This is a genomic window from Lysinibacillus phoenicis (assembly GCF_047238325.1).
In the GTDB taxonomy this organism is placed as follows: Bacteria; Bacillota; Bacilli; order Bacillales_A; family Planococcaceae; genus Lysinibacillus; species Lysinibacillus irui.
The window spans coordinates 3185942-3208771 of sequence record NZ_JBDFMP010000002.1 but is presented as its reverse complement, the minus strand read 5'-3'; the positions used below and the strand labels follow the sequence as shown (position 1 = coordinate 3208771).

General features: G+C 36.8%; 20 protein-coding genes. 4 read left to right on the top strand and 16 right to left on the bottom strand.

The features are described from left to right. Positions 1 to 39 precede the first annotated feature (39 nt). The 7 genes from ABC382_RS17515 to putP form a co-directional block, all read right to left on the bottom strand. Positions 40 to 1113: a YkvI family membrane protein gene (locus ABC382_RS17515; protein ID WP_412926997.1), complete on the bottom strand. Its 1074-nt coding sequence runs from the start codon at positions 1111 to 1113 to the stop codon at positions 40 to 42. 49 nt (positions 1114 to 1162) lie between these two features. After that, the gene (gene menC / locus ABC382_RS17510) at positions 1163 to 2269 is read right to left on the bottom strand and encodes an o-succinylbenzoate synthase (protein ID WP_274794741.1); all 1107 of its coding nucleotides are present in this window, start codon (positions 2267 to 2269) and stop codon (positions 1163 to 1165) included. A gap of 21 nt (positions 2270 to 2290) precedes the next feature. Then, positions 2291 to 3115, bottom strand: a complete 825-nt coding sequence (locus tag ABC382_RS17505; protein ID WP_274794742.1) for a GNAT family N-acetyltransferase — start codon at positions 3113 to 3115, stop codon at positions 2291 to 2293. Then, entirely contained in the window at positions 3115 to 4260 is a 1146-nt protein-coding gene (locus tag ABC382_RS17500; RefSeq protein ID WP_313470159.1) for a M20 peptidase aminoacylase family protein, read from the bottom strand. Before ABC382_RS17500 ends, ABC382_RS17505 begins: the two co-directional genes overlap by 1 nt. A gap of 203 nt (positions 4261 to 4463) precedes the next feature. Then, on the bottom strand, positions 4464 to 5951 hold the full coding sequence (locus tag ABC382_RS17495; RefSeq protein ID WP_412926996.1) for a peptide MFS transporter: 1488 nt from the start codon (positions 5949 to 5951) through the stop codon (positions 4464 to 4466). Positions 5952 to 6348: 397 nt separating this feature from the next. Further along, entirely contained in the window at positions 6349 to 7632 is a 1284-nt protein-coding gene (gene hflX, locus ABC382_RS17490) for a GTPase HflX (protein ID WP_341387008.1), read from the bottom strand. 132 nt (positions 7633 to 7764) lie between these two features. Then, the gene (putP, locus tag ABC382_RS17485) at positions 7765 to 9252 is read right to left on the bottom strand and encodes a sodium/proline symporter PutP (protein WP_274794746.1); all 1488 of its coding nucleotides are present in this window, start codon (positions 9250 to 9252) and stop codon (positions 7765 to 7767) included. Between the two features lie 185 nt (positions 9253 to 9437). Between putP and ABC382_RS17480 the strand changes: the two genes are divergently transcribed. After that, the gene (locus ABC382_RS17480; protein WP_312506987.1) at positions 9438 to 10598 is read left to right on the top strand and encodes a class I SAM-dependent methyltransferase; all 1161 of its coding nucleotides are present in this window, start codon (positions 9438 to 9440) and stop codon (positions 10596 to 10598) included. Between the two features lie 124 nt (positions 10599 to 10722). Here the strand turns inward: ABC382_RS17480 and ABC382_RS17475 are convergent, their stop codons facing one another. Both ABC382_RS17475 and ABC382_RS17470 read right to left on the bottom strand, forming a co-directional pair. Further along, positions 10723 to 12042: an ABC transporter permease gene (locus tag ABC382_RS17475; RefSeq protein WP_312506988.1), complete on the bottom strand. Its 1320-nt coding sequence runs from the start codon at positions 12040 to 12042 to the stop codon at positions 10723 to 10725. Between the two features lies 1 nt (position 12043). Then, positions 12044 to 12730, bottom strand: coding sequence for an ABC transporter ATP-binding protein (locus ABC382_RS17470; protein WP_407135279.1), 687 nt, complete (start codon positions 12728 to 12730; stop codon positions 12044 to 12046). A 419-nt stretch (positions 12731 to 13149) separates the two neighbouring features. On the opposite strand from ABC382_RS17470, the gene ABC382_RS17465 reads away from it, so the two are divergent. From ABC382_RS17465 to ABC382_RS17455, 3 genes are all read left to right on the top strand, one after another. Continuing rightward, complete coding sequence (locus tag ABC382_RS17465) at positions 13150 to 13770, top strand: DUF47 domain-containing protein (protein ID WP_274794750.1); 621 nt, start codon at positions 13150 to 13152, stop codon at positions 13768 to 13770. A 21-nt stretch (positions 13771 to 13791) separates the two neighbouring features. Then, complete coding sequence (locus tag ABC382_RS17460) at positions 13792 to 14808, top strand: inorganic phosphate transporter (protein ID WP_274794751.1); 1017 nt, start codon at positions 13792 to 13794, stop codon at positions 14806 to 14808. Positions 14809 to 14914: 106 nt separating this feature from the next. After that, complete coding sequence (locus ABC382_RS17455) at positions 14915 to 17026, top strand: MMPL family transporter (RefSeq protein ID WP_412926994.1); 2112 nt, start codon at positions 14915 to 14917, stop codon at positions 17024 to 17026. A 45-nt stretch (positions 17027 to 17071) separates the two neighbouring features. On the opposite strand, the gene ABC382_RS17450 is transcribed toward ABC382_RS17455, so the two are convergent. The 7 genes from ABC382_RS17450 to ABC382_RS17420 all read right to left on the bottom strand — a co-directional run bounded on the left by ABC382_RS17450 (position 17072) and on the right by ABC382_RS17420 (position 22809). After that, positions 17072 to 17680, bottom strand: coding sequence for an alpha/beta hydrolase (locus ABC382_RS17450; protein ID WP_274794753.1), 609 nt, complete (start codon positions 17678 to 17680; stop codon positions 17072 to 17074). A gap of 17 nt (positions 17681 to 17697) precedes the next feature. Then, positions 17698 to 17889, bottom strand: coding sequence for a hypothetical protein (locus tag ABC382_RS17445; RefSeq protein ID WP_004231917.1), 192 nt, complete (start codon positions 17887 to 17889; stop codon positions 17698 to 17700). A 21-nt stretch (positions 17890 to 17910) separates the two neighbouring features. Then, positions 17911 to 18375 (bottom strand): hypothetical protein, encoded by a 465-nt coding sequence (locus ABC382_RS17440; protein WP_274794754.1) that lies wholly within the window; start codon positions 18373 to 18375, stop codon positions 17911 to 17913. Positions 18376 to 18512: 137 nt separating this feature from the next. Beyond that, complete coding sequence (locus ABC382_RS17435; RefSeq protein WP_312506991.1) at positions 18513 to 19133, bottom strand: NUDIX hydrolase; 621 nt, start codon at positions 19131 to 19133, stop codon at positions 18513 to 18515. An 11-nt stretch (positions 19134 to 19144) separates the two neighbouring features. Then, positions 19145 to 20242, bottom strand: coding sequence for an AI-2E family transporter (locus tag ABC382_RS17430; protein ID WP_322610582.1), 1098 nt, complete (start codon positions 20240 to 20242; stop codon positions 19145 to 19147). A gap of 152 nt (positions 20243 to 20394) precedes the next feature. Beyond that, positions 20395 to 22092: a M3 family oligoendopeptidase gene (locus ABC382_RS17425; protein WP_274794757.1), complete on the bottom strand. Its 1698-nt coding sequence runs from the start codon at positions 22090 to 22092 to the stop codon at positions 20395 to 20397. Between the two features lie 141 nt (positions 22093 to 22233). After that, the gene (locus ABC382_RS17420; RefSeq protein WP_274794758.1) at positions 22234 to 22809 is read right to left on the bottom strand and encodes a YdcF family protein; all 576 of its coding nucleotides are present in this window, start codon (positions 22807 to 22809) and stop codon (positions 22234 to 22236) included. Positions 22810 to 22830 lie beyond the last annotated feature (21 nt).

The window sequence follows — 22830 nt, the reverse complement described above, 5'->3', positions numbered from 1 at the left end:
TCTCCAAGCAAAAAAGGTAATTGAGAACAAATTTATATCTCAATTACCTTTTTTATTGTAAACAATTTTCTTTGTTCCGCTTTTGAACCATGCTGAAATAATGAAAATAATTAATATTAAACCTACATAACCCATAACTGCATATAGTTTTGCTACCAATGTTGTGAATCCCACAAGACTCGCTAAAAACCCCAAGCCTCCAATAATAATAACGGCTACCCTAAAGCTACCTCTATTGGGCTTGATAAACCTTACCATGAAAGAATATAGCATCCCCACAGCAGTATTATAGATCATGCCTAAAAGAGAGAAAGTCATAAGCAAGCCCACAATAGGATGTATTTCATTAGCCAATGCAAGCATTGGAATATCTAATCCAACAATAATATTCATTTTTGCAAGAAGAGAGAAATTAATAAGTAATATTAAGGCTCCTAACAAGATACCACCTATTATACCTCCCATACCCGCTACCTTATCATTGCGTATAGAGCCACACATCACGGTTAACAATGAAAAACTAACCCCTACGTTAAATGACATATAGAGTAGGGCTGTAACCCACCAACTGTTCCCGCTTATTTGAGCTTGTTGAGCAATAACTGCCTGCTCTACAAAGGTGAGATCCATAGTTGCGATAGCATAAATAGCGATGATGGACACAATTGTTAATAGGTAAGGGGTGGCAAGAGCAATAATATTAATGATGTTTTTCACATCCAGCATAACGGTAGCTACTGTAAGGATAACCATGCAAATACTACCTAACCAAATAGGTAGTCCAAACATTTGCTGAAAGGTTGCACCCGCTCCCGCAAACATAATGACAGCAACTCCAAATAAAAAGAGCGATAATATTAAATCCAATAAAAAGCCAACAAAATTCCCTGAAATTTGATAAATCAAATCCTTATGAGAGGTTGTGTGCAGTCTTGAACTAACTTGTGCCACACACATTCCGACTATAGAGAAGCCAATCATCGCTAACAATGCACCATATATTCCTTTAAAGCCATAACTTGTAAAGTAGAGGACAATTTCCTGCCCTGACGCAAATCCTGCACCAACGATTATTCCTACATAGGCACCGCCGATTTGCAAGCTTTTTTTCAATCAGTTCTCTCCTCGTTTTTTCTTCTATTAGAGCATTGACAATCAAGGTTTACTTATAGACTTCCGTACATATTGTTAACTTATCAATGACAGCCATATTAGGCGCATAACCAATGCCAACTGATTGGGGTATCTCAATATAGCCATCTTTAACTATAACTTCAGGTTCAATTATATCTTCGAACCAATAATGACTAGATCCCGCCGTATCTCCAGGTAATATAAAATGACTTAGTGATGTTAAGGCAATATTGTGTGCTCGTCCGATACCTGCTTCCAACATGCCACCACACCAGACAGGAATGCCGTTTTCCTTACATAAATCATGGATTCGCTTCGCTTCCGTTAAACCACCTACTCGTCCAATTTTGATGTTGATTACACCACAGCTCCCAAGAGTAATCGCCCTTCTTGCATCTTCAAAAGAAGTAATACTTTCATCTAGACAAATAGGCGTTTTTATTTTTCGCTGTAATGTTGCATGATCGACAATATCATCAGGGGCTAGTGGTTGTTCAATCATTAATAATTGATAATCATCTAGTTGCTGCAACATGTTGATATCGTCTAATGTATAGGCAGAATTCGCATCTACCATCAAAGGTAAATCTGGTAGTTCAGCACGGATTGCTTGTACTACCTCGATATCATAACCAGGCTTAATTTTCACCTTCACTCTTTTGTAGCCTTTTTCAATATGGCCTTTTATCAACTTTATTAATTGAGCAGTAGAAGGTTGGATACCTACACTGACGCCGACCTCGATTCGTTGCTTATGACCACCTAATGCCTGTGCAAGTGATTGCTTTGTTTGTTGGGCATAAATGTCCCATACAGCCCCTTCTATCGAAGCCTTAGCCATACAATTACGACGAATAGGGGCAAACAACGACGTTACCTCATCAGGATGCCCAATCTCTTTATTTAACAAGATAGGTATTAAATAATCCTTGAGCATATGCCATGTCGTCTTTAAAGTCTCCTCTGTATACCAAGGTGCTACAAATGCTACCGTTTCTCCCCAACCTGTTATTCCTGATGCATCTTTTGCCTCTATTAATAACAGTTCTTTTTCATCCACTGTTCCAAAACTCGTTGTAAACGGAGCTTTCATTGGCATTTTAATGTGCCTTAAAATAATCTTTTCTAATCTCACAACATTCACTCCTCAGCCTTATTATAAGGCTAATAAGGAGCGTCTGACTAACAGATAGCTATGAACATATTCCTTGTGCTTCTTCACGCGTACAATGGCGTAATCTTGATTAAATAATGTAGTTAAGATTGTCCGTATTTTATAACGCCAGTCCTCAGCAAGTTTTGGACTCTCGACTTTCATCTTCTGTAAAGATTGAGGGATTGCTAATAGATAGGCATCATTGTAAAAAGATTGTTCCATCTGAAATTCATTTTCTATATCAAGTACTGGCAAACCATCTACGGTTAATGTCCACGGCACGATTTCCTGTGCTATTTCTTCTAACTCATCAAGGCTATCTGTCACCTGTTCACGTTCGATCCACCACTCAACGACCAACCTATCCGAAGGTAGTCCTTCATTAAAATCATCTTGGAGCGGGCCATAGTAATCATTTTCATATTGAAAGCTCGTAGCATTCAGTTTAAGAAATGCTAGATTAGCTAAGCCAGCTTCTAACGGCTCAATTAACCAGCGAACAAGCTGAAATCCATTCTCTTTTGCGTATTCTTGTTGTGCGTGCTTCAATAACTCACCTACACCTTGTTCACGATATGCCTTTTCAACACCAATCATGTGCGAATGTAAATACATTTCTCTATCTCGATAGCCAACGAAGCAATAATTAAAACCAATTAATTTTTCATCTAAATATGCCCCTAATACTAATCCGCCATTTTGAACAGCAGCTAATAATTGATGGGAGGGAATTGCTTGGCTGCCCCAAATTTCTGCATTCAATTTCTGTACTTCTGCAATTTCTATAGGTGTCACTACTTTGTGAATACGCACTTTCTCTAACATTATGCTGACGCCTCCTTTATATGCCTAGACTCCAATGCTAGCAAGACCGCTCTCGTCAGAATTTCAACTCCTGTGACAAGTCTTGCTTGTTTAAATTTCATTTTAGGATGATGCAAGCCTGGTGTAAGCCCACAGCCTAAGCCCAGCATCGTTGTTTTTAAATGTGGTCGTTGTACAGCATAGTGATGAAAATCCTCACCACCAGGCGTATGAACAGGCTTTCTTAAATTCGATAAACCAGCTGCTTGTATAATTGCTTGCTCCATAATATATTGAGCACTTGTATCGACCTCAGCAGCTACAATATTGGCAACAGTACGTAATTCAATTTGCACCTTATGCAATATTTTAGAGGAATCAATTACACGTTTAACCCCTTGAGCTAAATCATCCATTACATTGTTTTGTTGCGCGCGGATATCAATAGTGAATGAAGCATTGCCAGGGATAATATTGCCTGACTCTCCTCCAGCATGAAATTTGGTCATTTTAACAGACACAGGTACCATAGGATCTGTATGGATGGTTCGTAAATCTTCAATGATTGTTGCACCTACTTCAATTGCATTGACGCCCAGATGCGGCCTTGCAGCATGGGCATCCTCTCCAATAATCTCACCTTCTAGTAAGCGAGAAGCCCCGTGATATAAGGCAGCACAATAAGTACCATCCTCTAATTCATGAACAGGCCTTAAATGAACACCGAATAAATAATCTAAATCATCTATAACGCCTTCTTCTAAAACGGATAACGCCCCTGTCCCTTTTTCTTCAGCAGGTTGGAAAATAATACGAATTGTACCATTGAATGATTGCTTTAGTTCTTTTAGAAGTAATAACGTACCAATGGCCATCGTCATATGTCCATCATGTCCACAGGAATGATTCGCTCGAAAATGACCATCAACCTCCTGCCATAGTGCATCTATATCTGTTCGTAACCCCACTTTCGGATTTCCGTTGCCCACATCAACATATAGCCCTGTAGAATGCTTAAAGCGTATTGGTGAAAATCCTTCTTGTGTTAATAGCTCCACTATATAATTGGTTGTTTCTACTTCGTGCCAGCTAATTTCAGGATGAGCATGTAAGTATGTAAAAATCTCCATTAGCCTTGGCCTCAAATAATCTAACTCTTCTTTCATGGCTTCCAACCCCTTAAATTTTCTTATTATTAAAATTATTATAACGAAAATAATCATGTTCTACATAGAAACTTATACCCGCATTCAACAAAATAACTACTTATGATAATATATTTCATTCTAAAGCTCATAGATAGACATTTATTTAGACAGCAAAAAAAGATGCAAGCACAGTTACTAACTACTGTACTTACATCTTTTCTTTAGTTAATACCTTTCATCGCCTTTGAAATAACCGGTGAAAGAATTAATATTATAATTCCAATCACTATAGATAGTGATCCTAAGAAACCAAAGTATGTGAATTCGCTTACAACTTCGTAAACTCTTACTAATTGAGCATTAATAGCTTGTGCTGCTGCACTTGTTAAGAACCATAAAGACATTGTTTGTGCTGCAAAGGCTTGTGGTGCCAGTTTCGTTGTAGCTGATAAACCAACTGGTGATAATAATAGTTCACCAACAACTACTAGGAAGAATGACAGAACTAACCATAAAGGACTTACTAACATTTCTCCACCAGATAAGTGTGCTGGAATCATCATTACGATGAATGATAGACCCGCAAAGAACAATGCATATGAGAACTTGCGTGGTGTTGTCGGTTGCTTGTCCCCCCATTTAAGCCATAGCATAGCAAATAATGGAGCTAATGTTATGACAAATAACGGATTCAACGACTGGAACCATGAAGATTGAAGCTGAATACCACCAATACTTAACTGTGTACGCTCATCTGCATAGGTCGCTAAAATCGTTGCTCCTTGTTCTTGAATAGCCCAGAACATTACCGCTGATAAAAATAATGGAATGTAAGCGAGTAGACGAGATTTCTCATCCTTCGACGTCTTTTTACTGCGGTACATATAAATAAAGAACACCGTTGGGATAATCACACCAAGTGCTGTAATAATTAAACTAAATACATTCATTGTTAATGTACCCGTTTTAATACCAATAGCACCTAAAATGATAAGAAGTAATGCTACAATCCCGAATTGTGTAAAGACTTTTTTACGTTCTTCAGGCTTTAATGGATTATTTACTTGTAAGCCAGCTAAGCCTAAATATTTTTTCTCTGTTAATTTGTAGACAATTAAACCAACAAACATCCCAAGACCTGCTAAACCAAAGCCAAGGTGGAAACTATACTTTTGTCCAATTGTTCCGACAATAAATGGTGCAATGAATGCCCCCATGTTAATACCCATATAGAAAATAGAAAAACCTGCATCGCGACGACTATCTGTTTCAGCATAAATGTCCCCAACAATACTTGAAACGTTTGGTTTTAATAAACCTGTCCCCATAACGATAAATGCCATTGAGGCAAATAGCATGCTGACACCACCAGGCAATGCTAGCAGCAAGTGACCGATCATAATTAAGACACCACCATAAAAAATGGTTCTACGTGTCCCTAAAACTCGGTCGGCTATCCAGCCACCAATAATACCAGACATATAAACGAGTGAACCATAGATGGCCATAATTGAGTTCGCTGTTCCGCGGTCTAGACCTAATCCACCCTCATTCAATTCATAATACATAAAGAAGATGAGAATTGCCCGCATACCATAATACGAGAAGCGTTCCCAAAATTCTGTGAAAAATAAAGTAAAGAGCCCTTTAGGGTGTCCAACAAAGCCATTTTGAGGGACAGATTTTACAACTTCATCTTTACTAGACATACAATACCCTCTCCCGATTAAATTATTCTCTAAAAAACATCATTACCCTAATTTAAGGATAAAAAATCTTTGTTTCATCATACTAAAGCGTTTTTTAAACTTTAGCAAGAGTTTTAAAAAATGTTGAAAATTTATCATTTTTCAATAAATTCTGACTGATTGATAAAGAAATTATTAAATCCTTTGATATATCTAAGTTTTCTCACTCTTTAATTGTCGATAAACACCATAATAACATTTAATTATTCTAAAATATCTAAAATTCAGATTTATAACTTTATTTACAAATTTACACTATTGCGTCTAAGATTTTGATTACAGCTTTGTTCTAGATTCTACTATTCCCCCTAATGACAAAAAGCATGCCAAAATTTCTTTTGGCATGCTTGGTTTCATTTTATTTTACATATTGCTGGTACTTTGCATAATCAGATGCTTTTACTTCAAGGGATAATAATGTACCATCCTCTTCATAAGAAGTATTAAAAACAGAGGCATATTCATTTAAATAAGAAACAACATTCCCTTGATCATACGGTATTAACATATCACACGTTACATAGTGGGAGAAGATATGCTGACGAATCAATTGTAATAACTCCTCTAAACCAATCCCTTGTTTCGCTGATATCCAAATATTATCACCACTTACTACAGGGTAAGGAACATTTGCAATATCCGCCTTATTGTATACATAGATAGTTGGAATGTCTTCAACGCCAACTGCCTTCAATGTCTCATTTGTTACATCCATCATAAATGCATGCTCTGCATTTGAAACATCTACAACATGCAATAAAAGATCAGCATCTCGCGCCTCTTCTAATGTAGATCGGAATGCTTTTACCAGATGATGTGGTAATTTACTTACGAAACCTACTGTATCTGTAAGTAAAAACGTCTTTTTATCAGGTAATTCTATCTGACGAACAGAAGTTTCCAATGTAGCAAAAAGCATATCTTTTTCAAATACTTGTTTATGCTCTTCCTGCCCTATTTGTGTAAGTAACTGATTCATGATTGTTGATTTACCAGCATTTGTATATCCAACGATTGATACAACGGGAAGTGCATTTTTACGGCGTTGTTTACGTTGTGTCTCTCGTTGCTCTTTCACGTGTTCGAGATCCTTTTTAATTTTGACAATTTGATCTTCAATTTTCCTTCTATCCAGTTCAAGCTTCGTTTCACCAGCTCCACGGTTTTTAAAGCCGCCTCCAGTGCCACCACCCTGACGACTTAGAGAAGCATGTAGGCCTACTAAGCGAGGTAGCATGTATTGCAACTGAGCTAATTCCACCTGCATCTGTGCTTCTCTTGTTTTTGCTCGTCTTCCGAAAATATCCAAAATAAGCATCGTACGATCAATAACTTTCGTTGCTAAATCACGCTCTAAATTGCGGATTTGTGAAGGAGACAATTCATCATTAAAAATAACAAGATTTGCTTGTGCTTCTTCATAAAAACTTTTGATTTCCTCTATTTTACCTGTACCAACATAGTGTGAAGGTGTAACACGCTCTAAATTTTGTGTAACAATTCCTACCACTTCTACATGCAAAGCCTCGGCTAAATTTTGTAACTCTTCCATTGAATAATCAAAATGCTCGTCATTTCGTAAATTGACGCCAACAAGTATGGCCTTTTCAACTAATACATCAACTTCCTTAATTCTATCCATTAGAAACCTCCCACCAAAGCCTGGTGTCCCTACGACAAATTTTCTTCATCTTACCATAAAATACTCTTTTTCGTATTTGTGGACCATCCGTATTTTTTTAAAAAATGCGCCTCTCTAAAAGGCGCATTTTCATTACTTTCTTTCTTCTTTTAGTAATACTTCTGAGCGAGTAAATTCTTCTTCAATTTCTTTATTCGGCTTATATGTCAGCATACTAACAACAACCGCAACGATTAAACAAACAAAGAAACCAGGAACAATTTCATATAAAGCACTTGATAAAGCATCCACTTTACCCCAAATAAACGCAGTTGCGGCACCTGTTATCATTCCGCTTAGCGCTCCATAATTGGTTAATTTTCTCCAATATAAAGAAAGCAATATAACAGGTCCAAATGCTGCACCAAACCCTGCCCAAGCAAAACCAACTAGGCTTAAGATAGAGCTATCTGGATTCCACGCTAGGATACCGGCAATAATCGCTACTACTAATACCGCCATTCGTCCAACAAAAACATAATGTTTATCATCGGCTGTTTTGTTGAACAACGCTTTATATATATCCTCAACAAGTGCTGAAGAAGTGACGATTAGTTGTGATGAAATAGTACTCATAACAGCTGCCAAAATAGCCGCTAACATAATACCCGCAATAAATGGATGGAATAAAATTTGCCCAAGTACAATGAAAACAGTTTCGGCATCCTTTAACTCACCAGCGTTTTGCTCATAATAGGCAACACCTACTAAAGCTGTCCCAATGGCCCCGAATAAGCTTAACATCATCCAACCAATACCAATACGTCGAGCCTGCTTTGTTTCCTTTACTGAACTAATAGCCATAAAGCGTACAATAATATGTGGCTGTCCAAAATAGCCTAATCCCCAAGCAAGAGAAGAAATAATCCCTGCTGCTGTTGCAGTGGCTGGTAATAAATTTAAAAGATCTGGACTAACGGCTTTAATTGAAGAAATTGTATCCCCTAATCCACCCGTTACAAATAAACCAAATAGCGGTACAGTAATAAGTGCTAAAAACATAATAAGTCCTTGTAAAAAATCTGTATAACTAACCGCTAAAAATCCTCCAAATAGTGTATAGGCAACTACTACTGCCGAAACAATTAGTAATCCTGTGTGATATTCGTAACCAAATGAACTATCGAAGAATTTACCACCTGCTACCATTCCTGATGATACATAAAATGTAAAGAATATTAAGATAATAATACCTGACGCAATTCTTATTAGCTTCGTATTGTCACGTAGGCGGTTATCCAAATAACTTGGAATCGTAATGGAATCATTCGTAACCTGTGTGTAAACACGTAACCGTGGAGCAACAAGTAACCAGTTTAAATAAGCCCCTATTGTCAGTCCTATTGCAATCCAAGCCTCTACAAGTCCTGATACAAATATTGCACCTGGTAAACCCATTAGAAGCCATCCTGACATATCTGCGGCGCCTGCACTTAGCGCAGTTACTGCTGGACCTAAGGAACGACCTCCTAGCATATAGTCTGTTAAATTCGACGTTTTAGCAAATGCATACCAACCAATTGCTAGCATGGCTATCATATAAATAATAATCGCCAATAATTGATACATGTTATCCGTCATATTTTTCCTCCTTTGTTCAATCTTTAATTTTACTATCTATATTAAAGATACCACGATTATACAACACTACATATGATTACTCTAAATTTTCGTGAAATTTTTTCTGAATGCCAAAGTAGTCATTGTACATTATAAAATGTGATAAACTAGTGCCATCTATTACACAATAAAGTAGGCGAAAATGTATGACATTTGAAGAAATGAAAACTCTGCTCACTGAGCAAATTTTGCAGCAACAACTTGTGACTGCTACTATTAGTCAACCACGTATGAAATCGAATGAAATAAAACGTATAAAATTAAAGCCTTTACTATTAAAAAATCACTACCATATACAAATTGAATACCAATATGAACGCATTTTAAAACATGAGAATATTTTATTGGCTGACTTCCCTTCTAAGCTAGAAGCCATTTTTGAAGATTATCGACAAGCTCATATTGATTTCTTAGATGAAAAAGTACAAATCCAATTATCGAAAAAGAATAAAGTACTTTGGAAATCAGATAAATCAGCTTCACCGAAAGAGGTTAATTTAGCCCATAATCGGAAGAAAAACTACTTACTTTCAGATGATCAACCATATCCTTTTTTAATTCGACTAGGAGTTCAAACTGAGGATGGGAAAGTTAAAAAACAAAAATACGATAAGTTTAAACAAATTAACCGCTTCATTGAATTTATTGATGATGCTTTATCTTATTTACCTCAGAATCGACAAGTGCGTATTTTAGATTTTGGTTCAGGAAAATCTTACTTAACCTTTGCTTTGTATCATTATTTAAAAATCGAAAAGGGCTTAGATATTCGTGTTACTGGTTTAGATTTGAAAAAAGAGGTTATTGAAGAATGTTCAAGAATCGCACAGGATTTAGGTTATGACCAGCTTGAATTTCTGGTAGGAGATATTAATGATTATAATGAAGAATCGTCCGTGGATATGGTAGTGACCTTACACGCTTGCGATGTTGCCACAGATATGGCATTAGCACGCGCTGTAAAATGGGGAGCAAGTGTTATATTAAGCGTTCCTTGTTGTCAGCATGAGTTAAATCGTCAATTAAATACACCAGCTCTTGATATTATGTTGCAACATGGACTTGTCCGAGAGCGTTTTGCAGCACTGGCTACAGATGCTATTCGTGCAGAAATTTTAAACCTCGTTGGCTATGAGGCTCAACTTTTAGAATTTATTGACATGGAGAATACACCTAAAAACATTTTAATTAGAGCATATAAAACAGGTAAAAAACCTAGTGAAGAGCAGCGTACTAGCTATAATGCCTTTCTACAATTACTAAATGCCACACCATTTTTAGCAAATGAGCTAAAAGACTACTTATGAAAATCTTCTCAAATAAAAAGGCGCCCCAAACAATATTGGACGCCTTTTTATCTTTGTTTATCATTGAACCCACAGTGGCTGAGGGTGTTTCAAGTGTTTGTACACCCCGCCGATTTGTCGTAGATTAAAGCTCTTGTCGTAAAGCCTGAATAACATCAATCTTTGTAGCTTTCCGTGCTGGACGATAGCCTGAAATCATCGCTACCCCTATACTAATGGCAGCTGCAATAATGACTAGTTGCCACGGAATAAGAGAAAATGTAATATCATTTGTGGCAAAAGCATCCTCTCCTGTTGCTGCTTTAAGAATCAAGGGTAATGCTGCATTTGCCGCAAAGCTAATGGCATACGAGATGGCAACTGCAATAAGCGTCCCCAAAATACCAATAAACGTACTTTCCATTAAAAATAGTCTTTGGATAAGCTTCGGACTTGCACCAATAGCTTTTAACACACCAATTTCTCGAGTACGCTCTGTGACAGCCATTGTCATTGTATTAAAAATACCAATTGAAGCAATCAATACAGCAATTGTCCCTACAAAGATTAAGCCAATTTTTAAGACAAGGAAAAATACATTCATTTGATCTAATTGTTCAGTTACTGAATATACACTATAGCCTTTATCTTTTAATTTCTCTAAAATCGGCTTTACATTTTCTAAAGTATCAGCATAAATATTAAATTCTGAGTAAAACAACTCATCCTCTTTACTAGCACTATCAGTGGATAAATTTTCAACCAATACTGACTTTTGAGCTTTATCCATATGAATGGAATTATCAACCATCCAGTCATAAGAAGGCTTCTCCATCACACCAACAATTGTATAGCTCATTTTTGGCGAGTTTTCATTTGTGCCAGTCTGAGGCACTAAGGACAGCTCAATATTTTTATCAATCAACGACTCTTTATAGCCTTCTTCACTGCCATCATAGTAGGTTCCTTCTGCCTCAGCCTTTTTACTCTTTTCTTCGATAATATCGCGTTCTTTTTCATTCAATAATGTTTGAGCGAAGTGATAACCTACAACGATTTCATTTGGTTTTGTTGGATAACGACCTTCTGCAAGCTTACCATTTACCTGCTCAAAGTCCTGCATATCCGATAAAGTCAAAGTAGAGGCTGTCTCACGATCTCCTAAAAACGACTGTGCAGAAGCATTCACATTAATCGTTTCAAGTACTGTTTCCACATGGTCCAACTTTTTAATTTCTTGAACCTGTTCTTCGGTGAATTGATTATCTCCATATATTTGAATTTTCGTAACGGTTTCATTCGAAAGAATATCATTGCGTAGTGATTCCTGTAAACCAAAGCCAACCGAAGCTAGCACGATAAGGAACGCACAGCCCATTGTTGCTGCTAAAATTGTCATAAACACACGTAATTTATTTTTCTTGATATGCTGTGTTACAAAATCGATTTGGTCCTTAAATAACATTTTAAGCCTCCTCCTTTACGAGTTCGCCATCATACATACGGAGTCGTCTATGTGCGATAGAGGCTACTTCTTCATCGTGTGTAATAATGACAAAGGTTAGCCCCAATTCACGATTTAAACTTTGAATAAGCAATAATATATCTTGCTCTGTTTCTGAATCAAGACTTCCCGTTGGCTCATCAGCAAGCAATATTGGAGGGTTTGTAATAAGCGCTCGGGCAATGCTGACACGCTGTTGTTGCCCACCCGATAGTTCATTTGGATAATGGTCTGCTACTTCAGTCAAACCAACCTTGTCCATCAATTTCTTTACCTTTTCCTTACGTACAGCCTTACGTAAACCTTGTAGTTTTAAAGGCAATTCAATATTTTCGAAAGCAGATAAACCAGGCATCAATTGAAAGTTTTGAAAAATAAAGCCGAATTGGCGTAAACGAAATGCAGCACTTTCTGTTTCAGTCAGATTGGCAGTTTCCTTACCATTCACTCTAATAGATCCTTGTTCAGCTTTCATAAATCCAGCTAATACTTGCAATAAGGTCGATTTACCAGATCCACTTTTTCCCACAATAGCAACAATTTCTCCTTTATTGACCTCGAAGTTCACACCCTTCAATACTGGTACTTGTTTCTCCTTCCCCTTTTTTCCAATTAAAAATGTATGTTGTAAGTTTTCAACTTGAATCATTATAAATAATGCTCCTTTCTCCTTCATTTCCCATTGTAGAGAATAATTCTTAATAAAGAGGAAGGATAAAAATGAAGATATTCTTAAGAATAAGAAGAGAGTCCTTCAAAAATAAAACGTATTTACATTCCCTTTACAATTCAACATGCTAAATCAAATGTTTACACTATTTTTCTCTTATAAATCTGTATTAAACAGAGGAGAACTCTTCAAAAAACCTAGTATTAAAGGTAATTCTCTGTACTACAAAAAACAAATACAGTGGAGTCATCATTATTTTGTGAACGAATTGTATATTACAGCAATGTAAATTTTATTGTCGAATAGTAAATTTTTATGTAGATAAATTAAAGATTTTGTTATGATAGTAAAGTTTAGAGGTCGATTAATTTATTTATATCCAGGAGGATTCGATTTACATGCTTAACTCAAAAAAACAAGACCCTTTCTTTATTGCATTGCATAAAATTGCTGAAAATATGAGAGAGGCTGTACATTACGCAAATGATTTTCGTATTCACAGTGTAGCTGACCTTAAAGAGATTAGCATTACAATGAAAAATTACGAAACTGCTGGCGATAAGCTCATTCACGAACTGATCGTAATGTTAAACAAATCATTTATGACACCTATAGAACGTGAGGATATTTTAGAGTTTGCCATTCGTATGGATGATATTTTAGATGGCACAGAACATTGTATTGCACACTTTGAAATGTTTTCACTTACAGAGATTGATGAATCCATGCGCACTTTCCTAGGATATATCTCTAAGAGTGCTGATGAAATTGTCAAAGCGACTGAAGAGTTAAAGAAAAAGAATCTAATTGGCATGCGTCCACACGCCATTCTTATTAAAGACTATGAACGTGAATGTGATGAGGTACAGCGTACTTCCATCAAAAAACTGTTTTTAAACGAAAAAGATCCGATTCGTCTTATTAAATTTAAAGATATATATGAACAACTTGAAGATATCGCTGATCATTGTCAAAACGTAGCCAATACTATGGAAACAATTATCATGCGTAACGCATAATTAGGAGATGGGCAATTTACAATGAATACAATCATAATACTAACCATACTGGTCGTCATCTTTGCCCTTACATTTGACTTTATCAATGGCTTCCATGATACAGCAAATGCTATCGCAACTTCGGTTTCCACTCGGGCATTGCCACCTCGCACAGCGATCATTATGGCAGCGACTATGAACTTTATCGGTGCCATCACCTTCGTAGGAGTTGCTAAAGCTCTAACTAAAGACATTGTAGACCCGTTCTCTTTAAATGCCTTTGAAGGAGACACAACAGGTTCAGTTGTTATTTTAGCTGCATTAATTTCAGCTATTATTTGGAATTTATTGACTTGGTACTTTGGTATTCCATCTAGTTCTTCACATACGTTAATTGGTTCGATTGCAGGTGCTGCTATCGCATCAGCAGGCTTTAATGTGTTAAACTACGGCGGCTTTACTAAAATTATTATGGCATTAGTGCTATCCCCACTACTTGCCATTTGTGCTGGCTTTATCATGATGACACTTTTTAAATTATGGTTTAAAAATTTAAATTTATATCGAACAAATAAAGGTTTCCGAACAATGCAAATCTTCACCGCAGCCATTCAATCGTTTACTCACGGGACAAACGATGCACAGAAGGCAATGGGGATTATGACAATGGCGCTAATTGCTGGTGGCTTGCATACTGGAGATGAAATACCTTTCTGGGTACGTGCTGCAGCCGCTACAGCAATGGGTCTAGGTACATCTATTGGTGGATATAAAATCATTAAAACAGTTGGCGGTAAGATTATGAAAATTCGTCCAGTTAATGGTGTTGCGGCGGATTTAGCATCCGCTACAGTTATTTTTGGTGCTACGTTAATTCACTTACCAGTATCGACAACACATGTTATTTCTTCCTCTATTATGGGTGTTGGTTCTGCACAGCGCGTACGTGGTGTAAACTGGGGAATGGCTCGAAAAATTGTTACTACGTGGGTAATTACGATGCCAATTTCAGCAGTGATGGCATCCGTTATTTATTTCATATTATCATTATTCTTTTAACGAAAAAGGCTCCTATCCAATGGCTGGATGGGAGCCTTAACTTTGTCACACGACAAAAAGCGACACATCCATTACACTAATTGAAAAGGGGGATACATAAATAACTATGAAAACAATTTCGACATTTATTACAGCACATGCGAAAGCAATCGTAGCTATATGGCTTATTATTTTTCTAGCTATGGCTTATTTTGCTTTACAGCTTCCGGGTAAACTTCAAGGGGATGGCTTTTTTGTTGAAGGCGATCATACCTATGTTACAAATGAGCTAGCAGAAAACTTTGATTTGCCTTCTGATACGATTTTGATTGTCTTTGATCAAGCAAAAGATCAAAAAATTGAAGATACTTTAAAAAAACTCGATCGTATAAATGAAATACATTCAATTCAATCGCCTTTAGAAGATTCCTCTTTACGTAAAGATGACATTGCCTATGCGATGGTTCATTTAAAAAATGATGTTGAGAATCTTCCGGAGATTGTCGAGGAATTCCGTTCATTAATTGAAGGAGACGGCATTAGCATTACTGGAGGACCCGTTATTTCTGCTGACATTAATACAGCCAGCCAAAAAGATTTAGCGTCAGCTGAAGCCATTGGGTTACCAATTGCCATTGTTGTTCTTTTATTGGCTTTTGGTACAGTGATTGCTTCTATCCTACCCATTGTCATTGGTATTGTTACAGTCGTTACTGCCTTCGGAATAATGACATTACTTAGCGGCAGTGTGAATCTATCTATTTTCGTGTTAAATATTGTTCCAATGCTTGGGCTTGCTTTAAGTATTGATTTTGCCCTACTGTTTATCAATCGTTACCGAGAAGAGCGTGCACATACCTCTATTGGACAAGCTATTCAAACTGCTATACAGACAGCAGGACGTTCCATTATTTTCTCCGCAGTTTGTGTCATGATAGGTTTAGGCGCAATGATTGTTATTGATGTAGAGATTTTTCACAATATCGCTCTCGGGGGCACAATCGTCGTCCTATTAGCCGTTCTTTCTGGTCTAACATTACTCCCTGCCACAATGATGCTTTTAGGAGATAGACTTAATAAATGGCGTATATTGCGTGTTAAACCAGGTGGTGCGAACCGTTGGCGTGGCTTCGCTGGTTTTGTCATGAAACATCCAGTTGCGATTGTCATTTCAGCATTATTATTACTTGGTATTGGTATGCTCCCATTAAAGGACATCAAACTAGTGATTCCACAGGTTGACTCCTTACCAACCAAATATGAGGCACGTTCAGCATATGACCAATTAGATAAAACATTTGGACTCGGTGAATCATCTACTTTATATTTGTTAGCTGAACGCAAAGAAGGTTGGGAAGATAGTGAGGCACGAGAGCTTATTTATACTATTCAAGAAAAGCTATTAAAGGATCCGTTAGTCTTAGAGGTCTCTACAATATATACAGCCGCGAATATTCAAACACCTGAAGAATTATCAGCATCTTTAGCTATTCCACAGGTCGCGGAACAATTAAAACCTGTTATTCATACCTTTTCAAAGGATACACAACTATTTATCCCAATTACCATTGATGCAGCAGGTTCTTCCACTACTGCTCAAACGTTTGCACGAACATGGATGGAAAAAGATTTAAATGTAAGTTTTGCTCTTGGGGGGCCAGCTAAATTTAACCAAGAGATTTTCGATGAAATTGCTAGTAAAATTGTTTTGGCTATCGCCATTATCATCGTCTCTACATTCTTTATTTTAATGCTTGCATTCCGCTCAGTCTTAATTCCATTAAAGGCGATTATCATGAACATTATTGGTCTTTCATCTGCATTCGGTATACTCGTTTATATTTTCCAATATGGACATTTTGGTATTGAGGCAGGCTCAATTGTCTTGATTATTCCTGTCATTGTTTTCTGTCTCGTGTTTGGTTTAAGTATGGACTACGAAGTCTTTTTAATTTCTCGTATCCAAGAGGAATATTTAAAAGGGGCAGATAATACACGTGCAACCATTGATGGGCTGACATCTACTAGCCGTATTATTACATCGGCAGCGCTTATCATGATTGTTATCACAGGAGCATTTGCTTTTACGGACGTCATGCCTGTAAAACAAATTGGTGTAGGGATAGCCATTGCTGTTGCTATTGATGCGACAATTATTCGTCTAATGCTTGTACCTAGTCTCATGAAACTATTTGGCGATTGGAACTGGTGGCTACCATTTTCAAAGAAAAGTAAATAAACGAATTAAAATCCGCCTCTCCATAAAAAGAGGCGGATTTTTCAATTAAGCATAGATACTGTTATACCATTCTTTTGCTGCATGTACTTCAGGAATAGTAAGCTGATGTCCAAAATCAAACCATTTTGTCGTAACCTTAGCACCTGCTGAAGTTAACAGTGTTTCTAAATCCTCAGATTCTTGTGCAGTACACATCTGATCATTCGTACCAGCACCGATAAATACAGGAATAGAAGAAAGTTGCGGTAATTCAATTCCACGTCTTGGTACCATTGGATGATGTAAAATAGCTCCCGCTAATGCATCATCATAATGGAATAGCAAGCTTGCCGCAATATTAGCACCATTTGAATAACCTATCGCTACAATTCGTTGCCGATCAAAGCCATATTGCTGTGCTGCCTCCTGTAAAAATTCATATAGCTCCTTTGTACGAAAGATTAAATCCTCTATATCAAAGACACCTTCTGCTAGTCGACGGAAAAATCGCGGCATTCCATGTTCAAGTACATTTCCACGTACACTTAAAATATTAGCTGTTTCATCTATCTCTTTTGCCAGCCCAATTAGACTTTCTTCATTACCTCCCGTGCCATGTAACAACAATAACGTCGGTTTTGTTTCATCTGTCCCTTTATAAAAAATGTGTTGCACTGACAATCACCTCTCAATTATCTTGAATTCGAGATAATTGTAGCCTGTGGCAAAATTAAATTCAAGCTTTTTGACTTATTAATTTCTCGATTCTCTCGATTTGGTTGTTCTTCGTGATTTTTATAAAAATTAGTAATGGTATAAACTGAAAATAAACATGCTGCAATCACCACAACAATAACAATTCCCACTAATTTTTTCCCGTTCATTGATATTTATCCCCCGTATTTTTATTTCTTTGTACGAAAGCCCTCTTCTAGTAAATATTCCTTTGCTGCATCATACGTACCAAATGCCTCTTCAAGATTTTCCCCATGATATACATTCCAAGAACGTTGCTCAAAAGCAAGTTGCAATTGAGCACCTTCTCGGCTATGCCAAATCTCTATAATCGGCTCCTGCTCTTCTACTTCTTCTGATAAGTACTGAATCGAATCTTCAATAATTTCACGAAGCTGTTGCTCATCAAAATCACGAATATTCACTAATCCTTTTTCGTTAGCCACATGCTCATAGCGTAATAAATCCCCAACAAAGACAAATCCATTGCCATTGGGATGTAGCTTTTCAACTACAACTGTCTTTTCATAAAGACTGTCCATATAGTGATAATTTAAGCGTTTTAATGAAATTTCCTTTCTTGTTAGTTCAGTAAACGATTCAATAACCGCTTGTTTTTGTTCAAATGTTAGCATATAAAAAATGCTCCTTTTCTTTACAATCTATCTTACAGTATAACGTATTTTTCGTTTTTTTATCGTGACGTTTCTAAATCATTTTTGCCAATAAAAATAGGACAAGCTTATACTAACAGCCTATCCTATAAAAAATATCATGTCTGATTAAATATTTTTTCGCGTGCAAATTTTATTACTTGTGCAACATATAGTTCTCGATAAGGAACAAATTGTGCGTTACTAACTGGTCGGACAATATTCATGCGTTGACCATCTGGAAAATATTCGTAGCCTTCAATATTTAACGTCGTTGTTTCGCCTAAGAAAAATGCCTCTGCTTCATCAAGTCTTGCTCTCACTACACCAGAGACTTCTTCATACTGTAATACAAAGGAATCCCAATCATGTTGGAAGGGATATATGTAGACATGGCAAAATTCATTGTCGATCATATTTTCAGAAACAATACTACAAGAGGTCATGCCCATTTTCACTACTTCATGGACATCTATATCGAGACCCAGTTCTTCTTTTACTTCACGAATACCTGACTCAACTGTTTCAATAGCTAATAGATGCCCTGCTGCTGTAATATCAAGCAACCCTGGGTAATCCTTTTTCTGCGAGCTACGTACTTGAAAATAAATATAGTCTTCATTGACAAGCCAGCAATGAAATGTCTCATGCCAAAGCCCTTTTTCATGTACTTCTGCCCGTGTCGCTGTGCCAATTTGCTCATGCAGTTCGTTAAACACTTTTACAATTTCTTGTTCCATTTTTTCGGCTCCTATACTGACTTCGTCGCTTTTTTCTTAATCGCATTACGTTGATCATAAATATTAGATAAGATAACCTTTAGTACCGCGTAAAATGGTACAGCAATAATAATACCAATAAAGCCTGCAATATTACCCGCTGCTAAAATAATTGTAATAACGGTTAATGGGTGAATATCGAGTGATTTCCCCATGACATTTGGTGTAATAAAGTTGCTATCAATTTGCTGTGCAACAAGGGTTACAACAGATACCCAAACAACTAGAATAGGATCTTGAATAACTGCCACAATCAATGCTGGAGCAAAGGCTATCCAAGGCCCAATGAATGGGATCATATTCATAAAGAACGCAAAGATCACTAACAGTAACGAATATTCTAGTCCAATAATTAAATAACCGACATACATGATGAGTGCTAATAAAAAGCTAATCTGCAGTTGTCCCTGAATATAACTGCGTAATACATCATCAATTTCACTTAATGTCTTTTTTACCCATTGTTGACGCTCGCCACTGAAATATTTATAGATAGATGGGGCAAATTTTTCATGATCCTTTAGCATAAAAATAAAGAAGAATGGAATTAAAATAGCTAATAACGACACAGAAACAATGGATTGTAAAAAGGACACAAATCCCTTACTCGCTACTACTGCGATATCCTGTACAGAATTCGCCATTTTTTCAATAACATCATTTAATTGCTGTGGGAAATTATCTTTATTTTGCGTTACATAGTCTGTTAGTTGTTGGATGCTCGTACTAATACTCGTACTAATCATAGGGGCATTCTTCACTAATTTATTGACTTGCTCGGCAATCGGATTACCGATAATCCAGCCAAATATCCCCGCAATCGCTATTAACCCAAATACAATTGTCAATATACTTGCCCATCTAGGCATTCTCCGTTTTTCTAAAAATCTCTGAATCGGTTCAGTCACATAATATAGGACACCACCAAGTAATAAAGGCACAAAAATAGCTTTTAATATAATGACTAGTGGTGAAAAAATCCAATGAATCTCTATAAAATATTTAATGATTAGTAGTGTAAGTAATATCCCTACGCCTACTTGAAACCAAACTTTCCTCGTCACTTTCATTCACTTCCTTTTATCACAGTTACTGAAAATACTACTGATATATTAACCATTTCGCAAGTATCCTAGTATTTTTAGACAAAATAAAATTGTATGGAGATGATCAATTAAAAAATTCGCTCACTTCATGGAAGTGGAGCGAATTTATAGATTAATTAAAGTGAGGAGTCATCAACTGAATTTAAGTATGCCTCAATTTCCCCAATAACCGATTCAACACAGCCGTCCTCAAATGGCGAAATTAAGCCTGCCTCTTTTACTAGCTTTGTAAAGGACATAGATCCTCCTAAGCCGCATAAATGTATATAATCTTTCCAAGCAGCCTCAAATTCTTCACGTGAACGCTTCCAGAACTGGAAGGCGCAAATTTGGGCTAGCGTGTAATCAATATAATAGAACGGGCTCGCATAAATGTGACCCTGACGTTGCCAAACGCCCCCTGCTGCAAGATAGCTATTATCGTCATAGTTACGGTGTGGTAAATATGTTTCCTCGATTTTCTTCCATGCTGCCTTACGTTCAGCTGGTGTCATTGTAGGATTTTCATAAATAACATGTTGGAACTCATCTACTGCAACACCATATGGTAAGAATAGAAGACCGCTACTTAAATGTGTAAATTTATATTTCTCTGTATCTTCTTTAAAGAATAGTTCCATCCATGGCCACGTGAAAAACTCCATACTCATTGAGTGAATTTCACAAGATTCGTAGGTTGGCCACAAATATTCTGGTATGCCAATATTACGACTTGAATACACTTGGAAGGCATGTCCAGCCTCATGTGTTAACACATCAATGTCACCTGACGTTCCGTTAAAGTTCGAGAAAATAAATGGGGAATGATAGTTTTCAATAAATGTACAATAACCACCACTCTCTTTACCTTTCTTCGCTACAAGGTCCATTAATTCATGCTCAATCATGAAGTTGAAGAATTCTCCTGTTTCTGGTGATAACTCCTCATACATTTTCTTACCATTTGCTACGATCCACTCTGGATTACCCTTCGGTGTAGCATTGCCTGATAAGAAGTTTAATGCTTCATCATAGAATTTAAAATCTTCAATACCAATACGCTTTGCCTGGCGCTCATATAGCTTCGTTGCAACAGGTACGATTAAATCTCGAACCTGATCACGGAATTTTTTTACCATTTCAGCATTATAATCGATACGATTCATGCGAATATAACCTAGCTCTACATAGTTTTTGTAGCCTAGTTTAACAGCAATTTCATGACGCACCTTTACAAGCTCATCATATAAACGATCAAATTCTTCCTCATGTTCAGCAAAGAAGCCAAAACGAGCATCTGTCGCAGCCTTACGTGTTTCTCGTTCAGTTGATTCCGAAAATGGGCCAAGCTGAGCAAGTGTTAATGTCTCTCCATTAAATTCGATTTGTGCGGAAGCAACAAGCTTATTATATTCAGAAACAAGCTTATTTTCTTTTTGCATTAAATCAATCACTTCTGGGGAGAACCCTTTAATTTGATAGGTTGCTAGATCGAATAATTGCTGACCCCATTTTTCTTCTAATTGCTGACGGAACGGTGAAGCAATTAATGCTTTATAGTATTCTGTAGTTACTTCCTCTAGCTCTGGACCAACTTCATCGAAATAATCACGTTCTGCTTGATAAAATTCATCATTTGTATCAATAGAAGCACGAATATATACTAAGTTAGCCATTGTAGCAAAGTCATTACTAATTGTATTTAACTGTTCAATGATGCCACTTTGCTCGTCCATAGATTGTGCATTTTTAAATTGTTCGATGAGAGCTAATTGTTGCTCTTTCATAACTGCCACATTTGGACGGTTGTATTCATAGTCTTTAAACGTTTTCATTGAAGTCCCCTCTTTCTGGCCTATCCCCGTAATATTTCTATTATATGCCAAATGGAACCTATTAAGAAACAGTTATCTACACTGAGCAATAGTTTTTTACGAGGAAGCACTAGATAATTTTTCAACGAAGGACATAATTATTTAATAGCCTATAATATATGTTTTTAATAATGCGGCTCTTTCTCTTATTCTTAGTTTAGCTTCTACTGACTTAGGTGTTTTGGCCGCTACGACATCCACTTCAAAATTTAATGCTTCAGCTAGATATTTGGCACGTTTCAAATGAAAGTCATTAGAAACGATGGTGATTTTCTTTGTCTCTTTTGGTAATAGTTCTTTAGAAAATACTAAATTTTCATAAGTCGATGTAGATTGATCCTCTATGATAATTCTTGAAGCCTCAATACCTTTCTGTTCCAGATAATCTTTCATGACAGATGCCTCTGTTCGATCTTCATCAGGTCCTTGCCCACCTGACACAATAACCTTAACATGCGGATAGTTTGTTAAGTATTGTACCGCCACCTCTAATCTACTTTTTAACGACAGCGATGGTACACCACCAGGCTTTACTTTTGCTCCAAGTATAATCATATAATCAGCAGAGCCATTGGCATTTGGTTCAACTCCCTGCTCGATTTCTTTTCCCAACCAGATATAAAGAACAATGCCCATACCTACTAGAAGAATACATATACTTATCACCCATTTTTTCACAAATCACCCCTCCTTTACCTT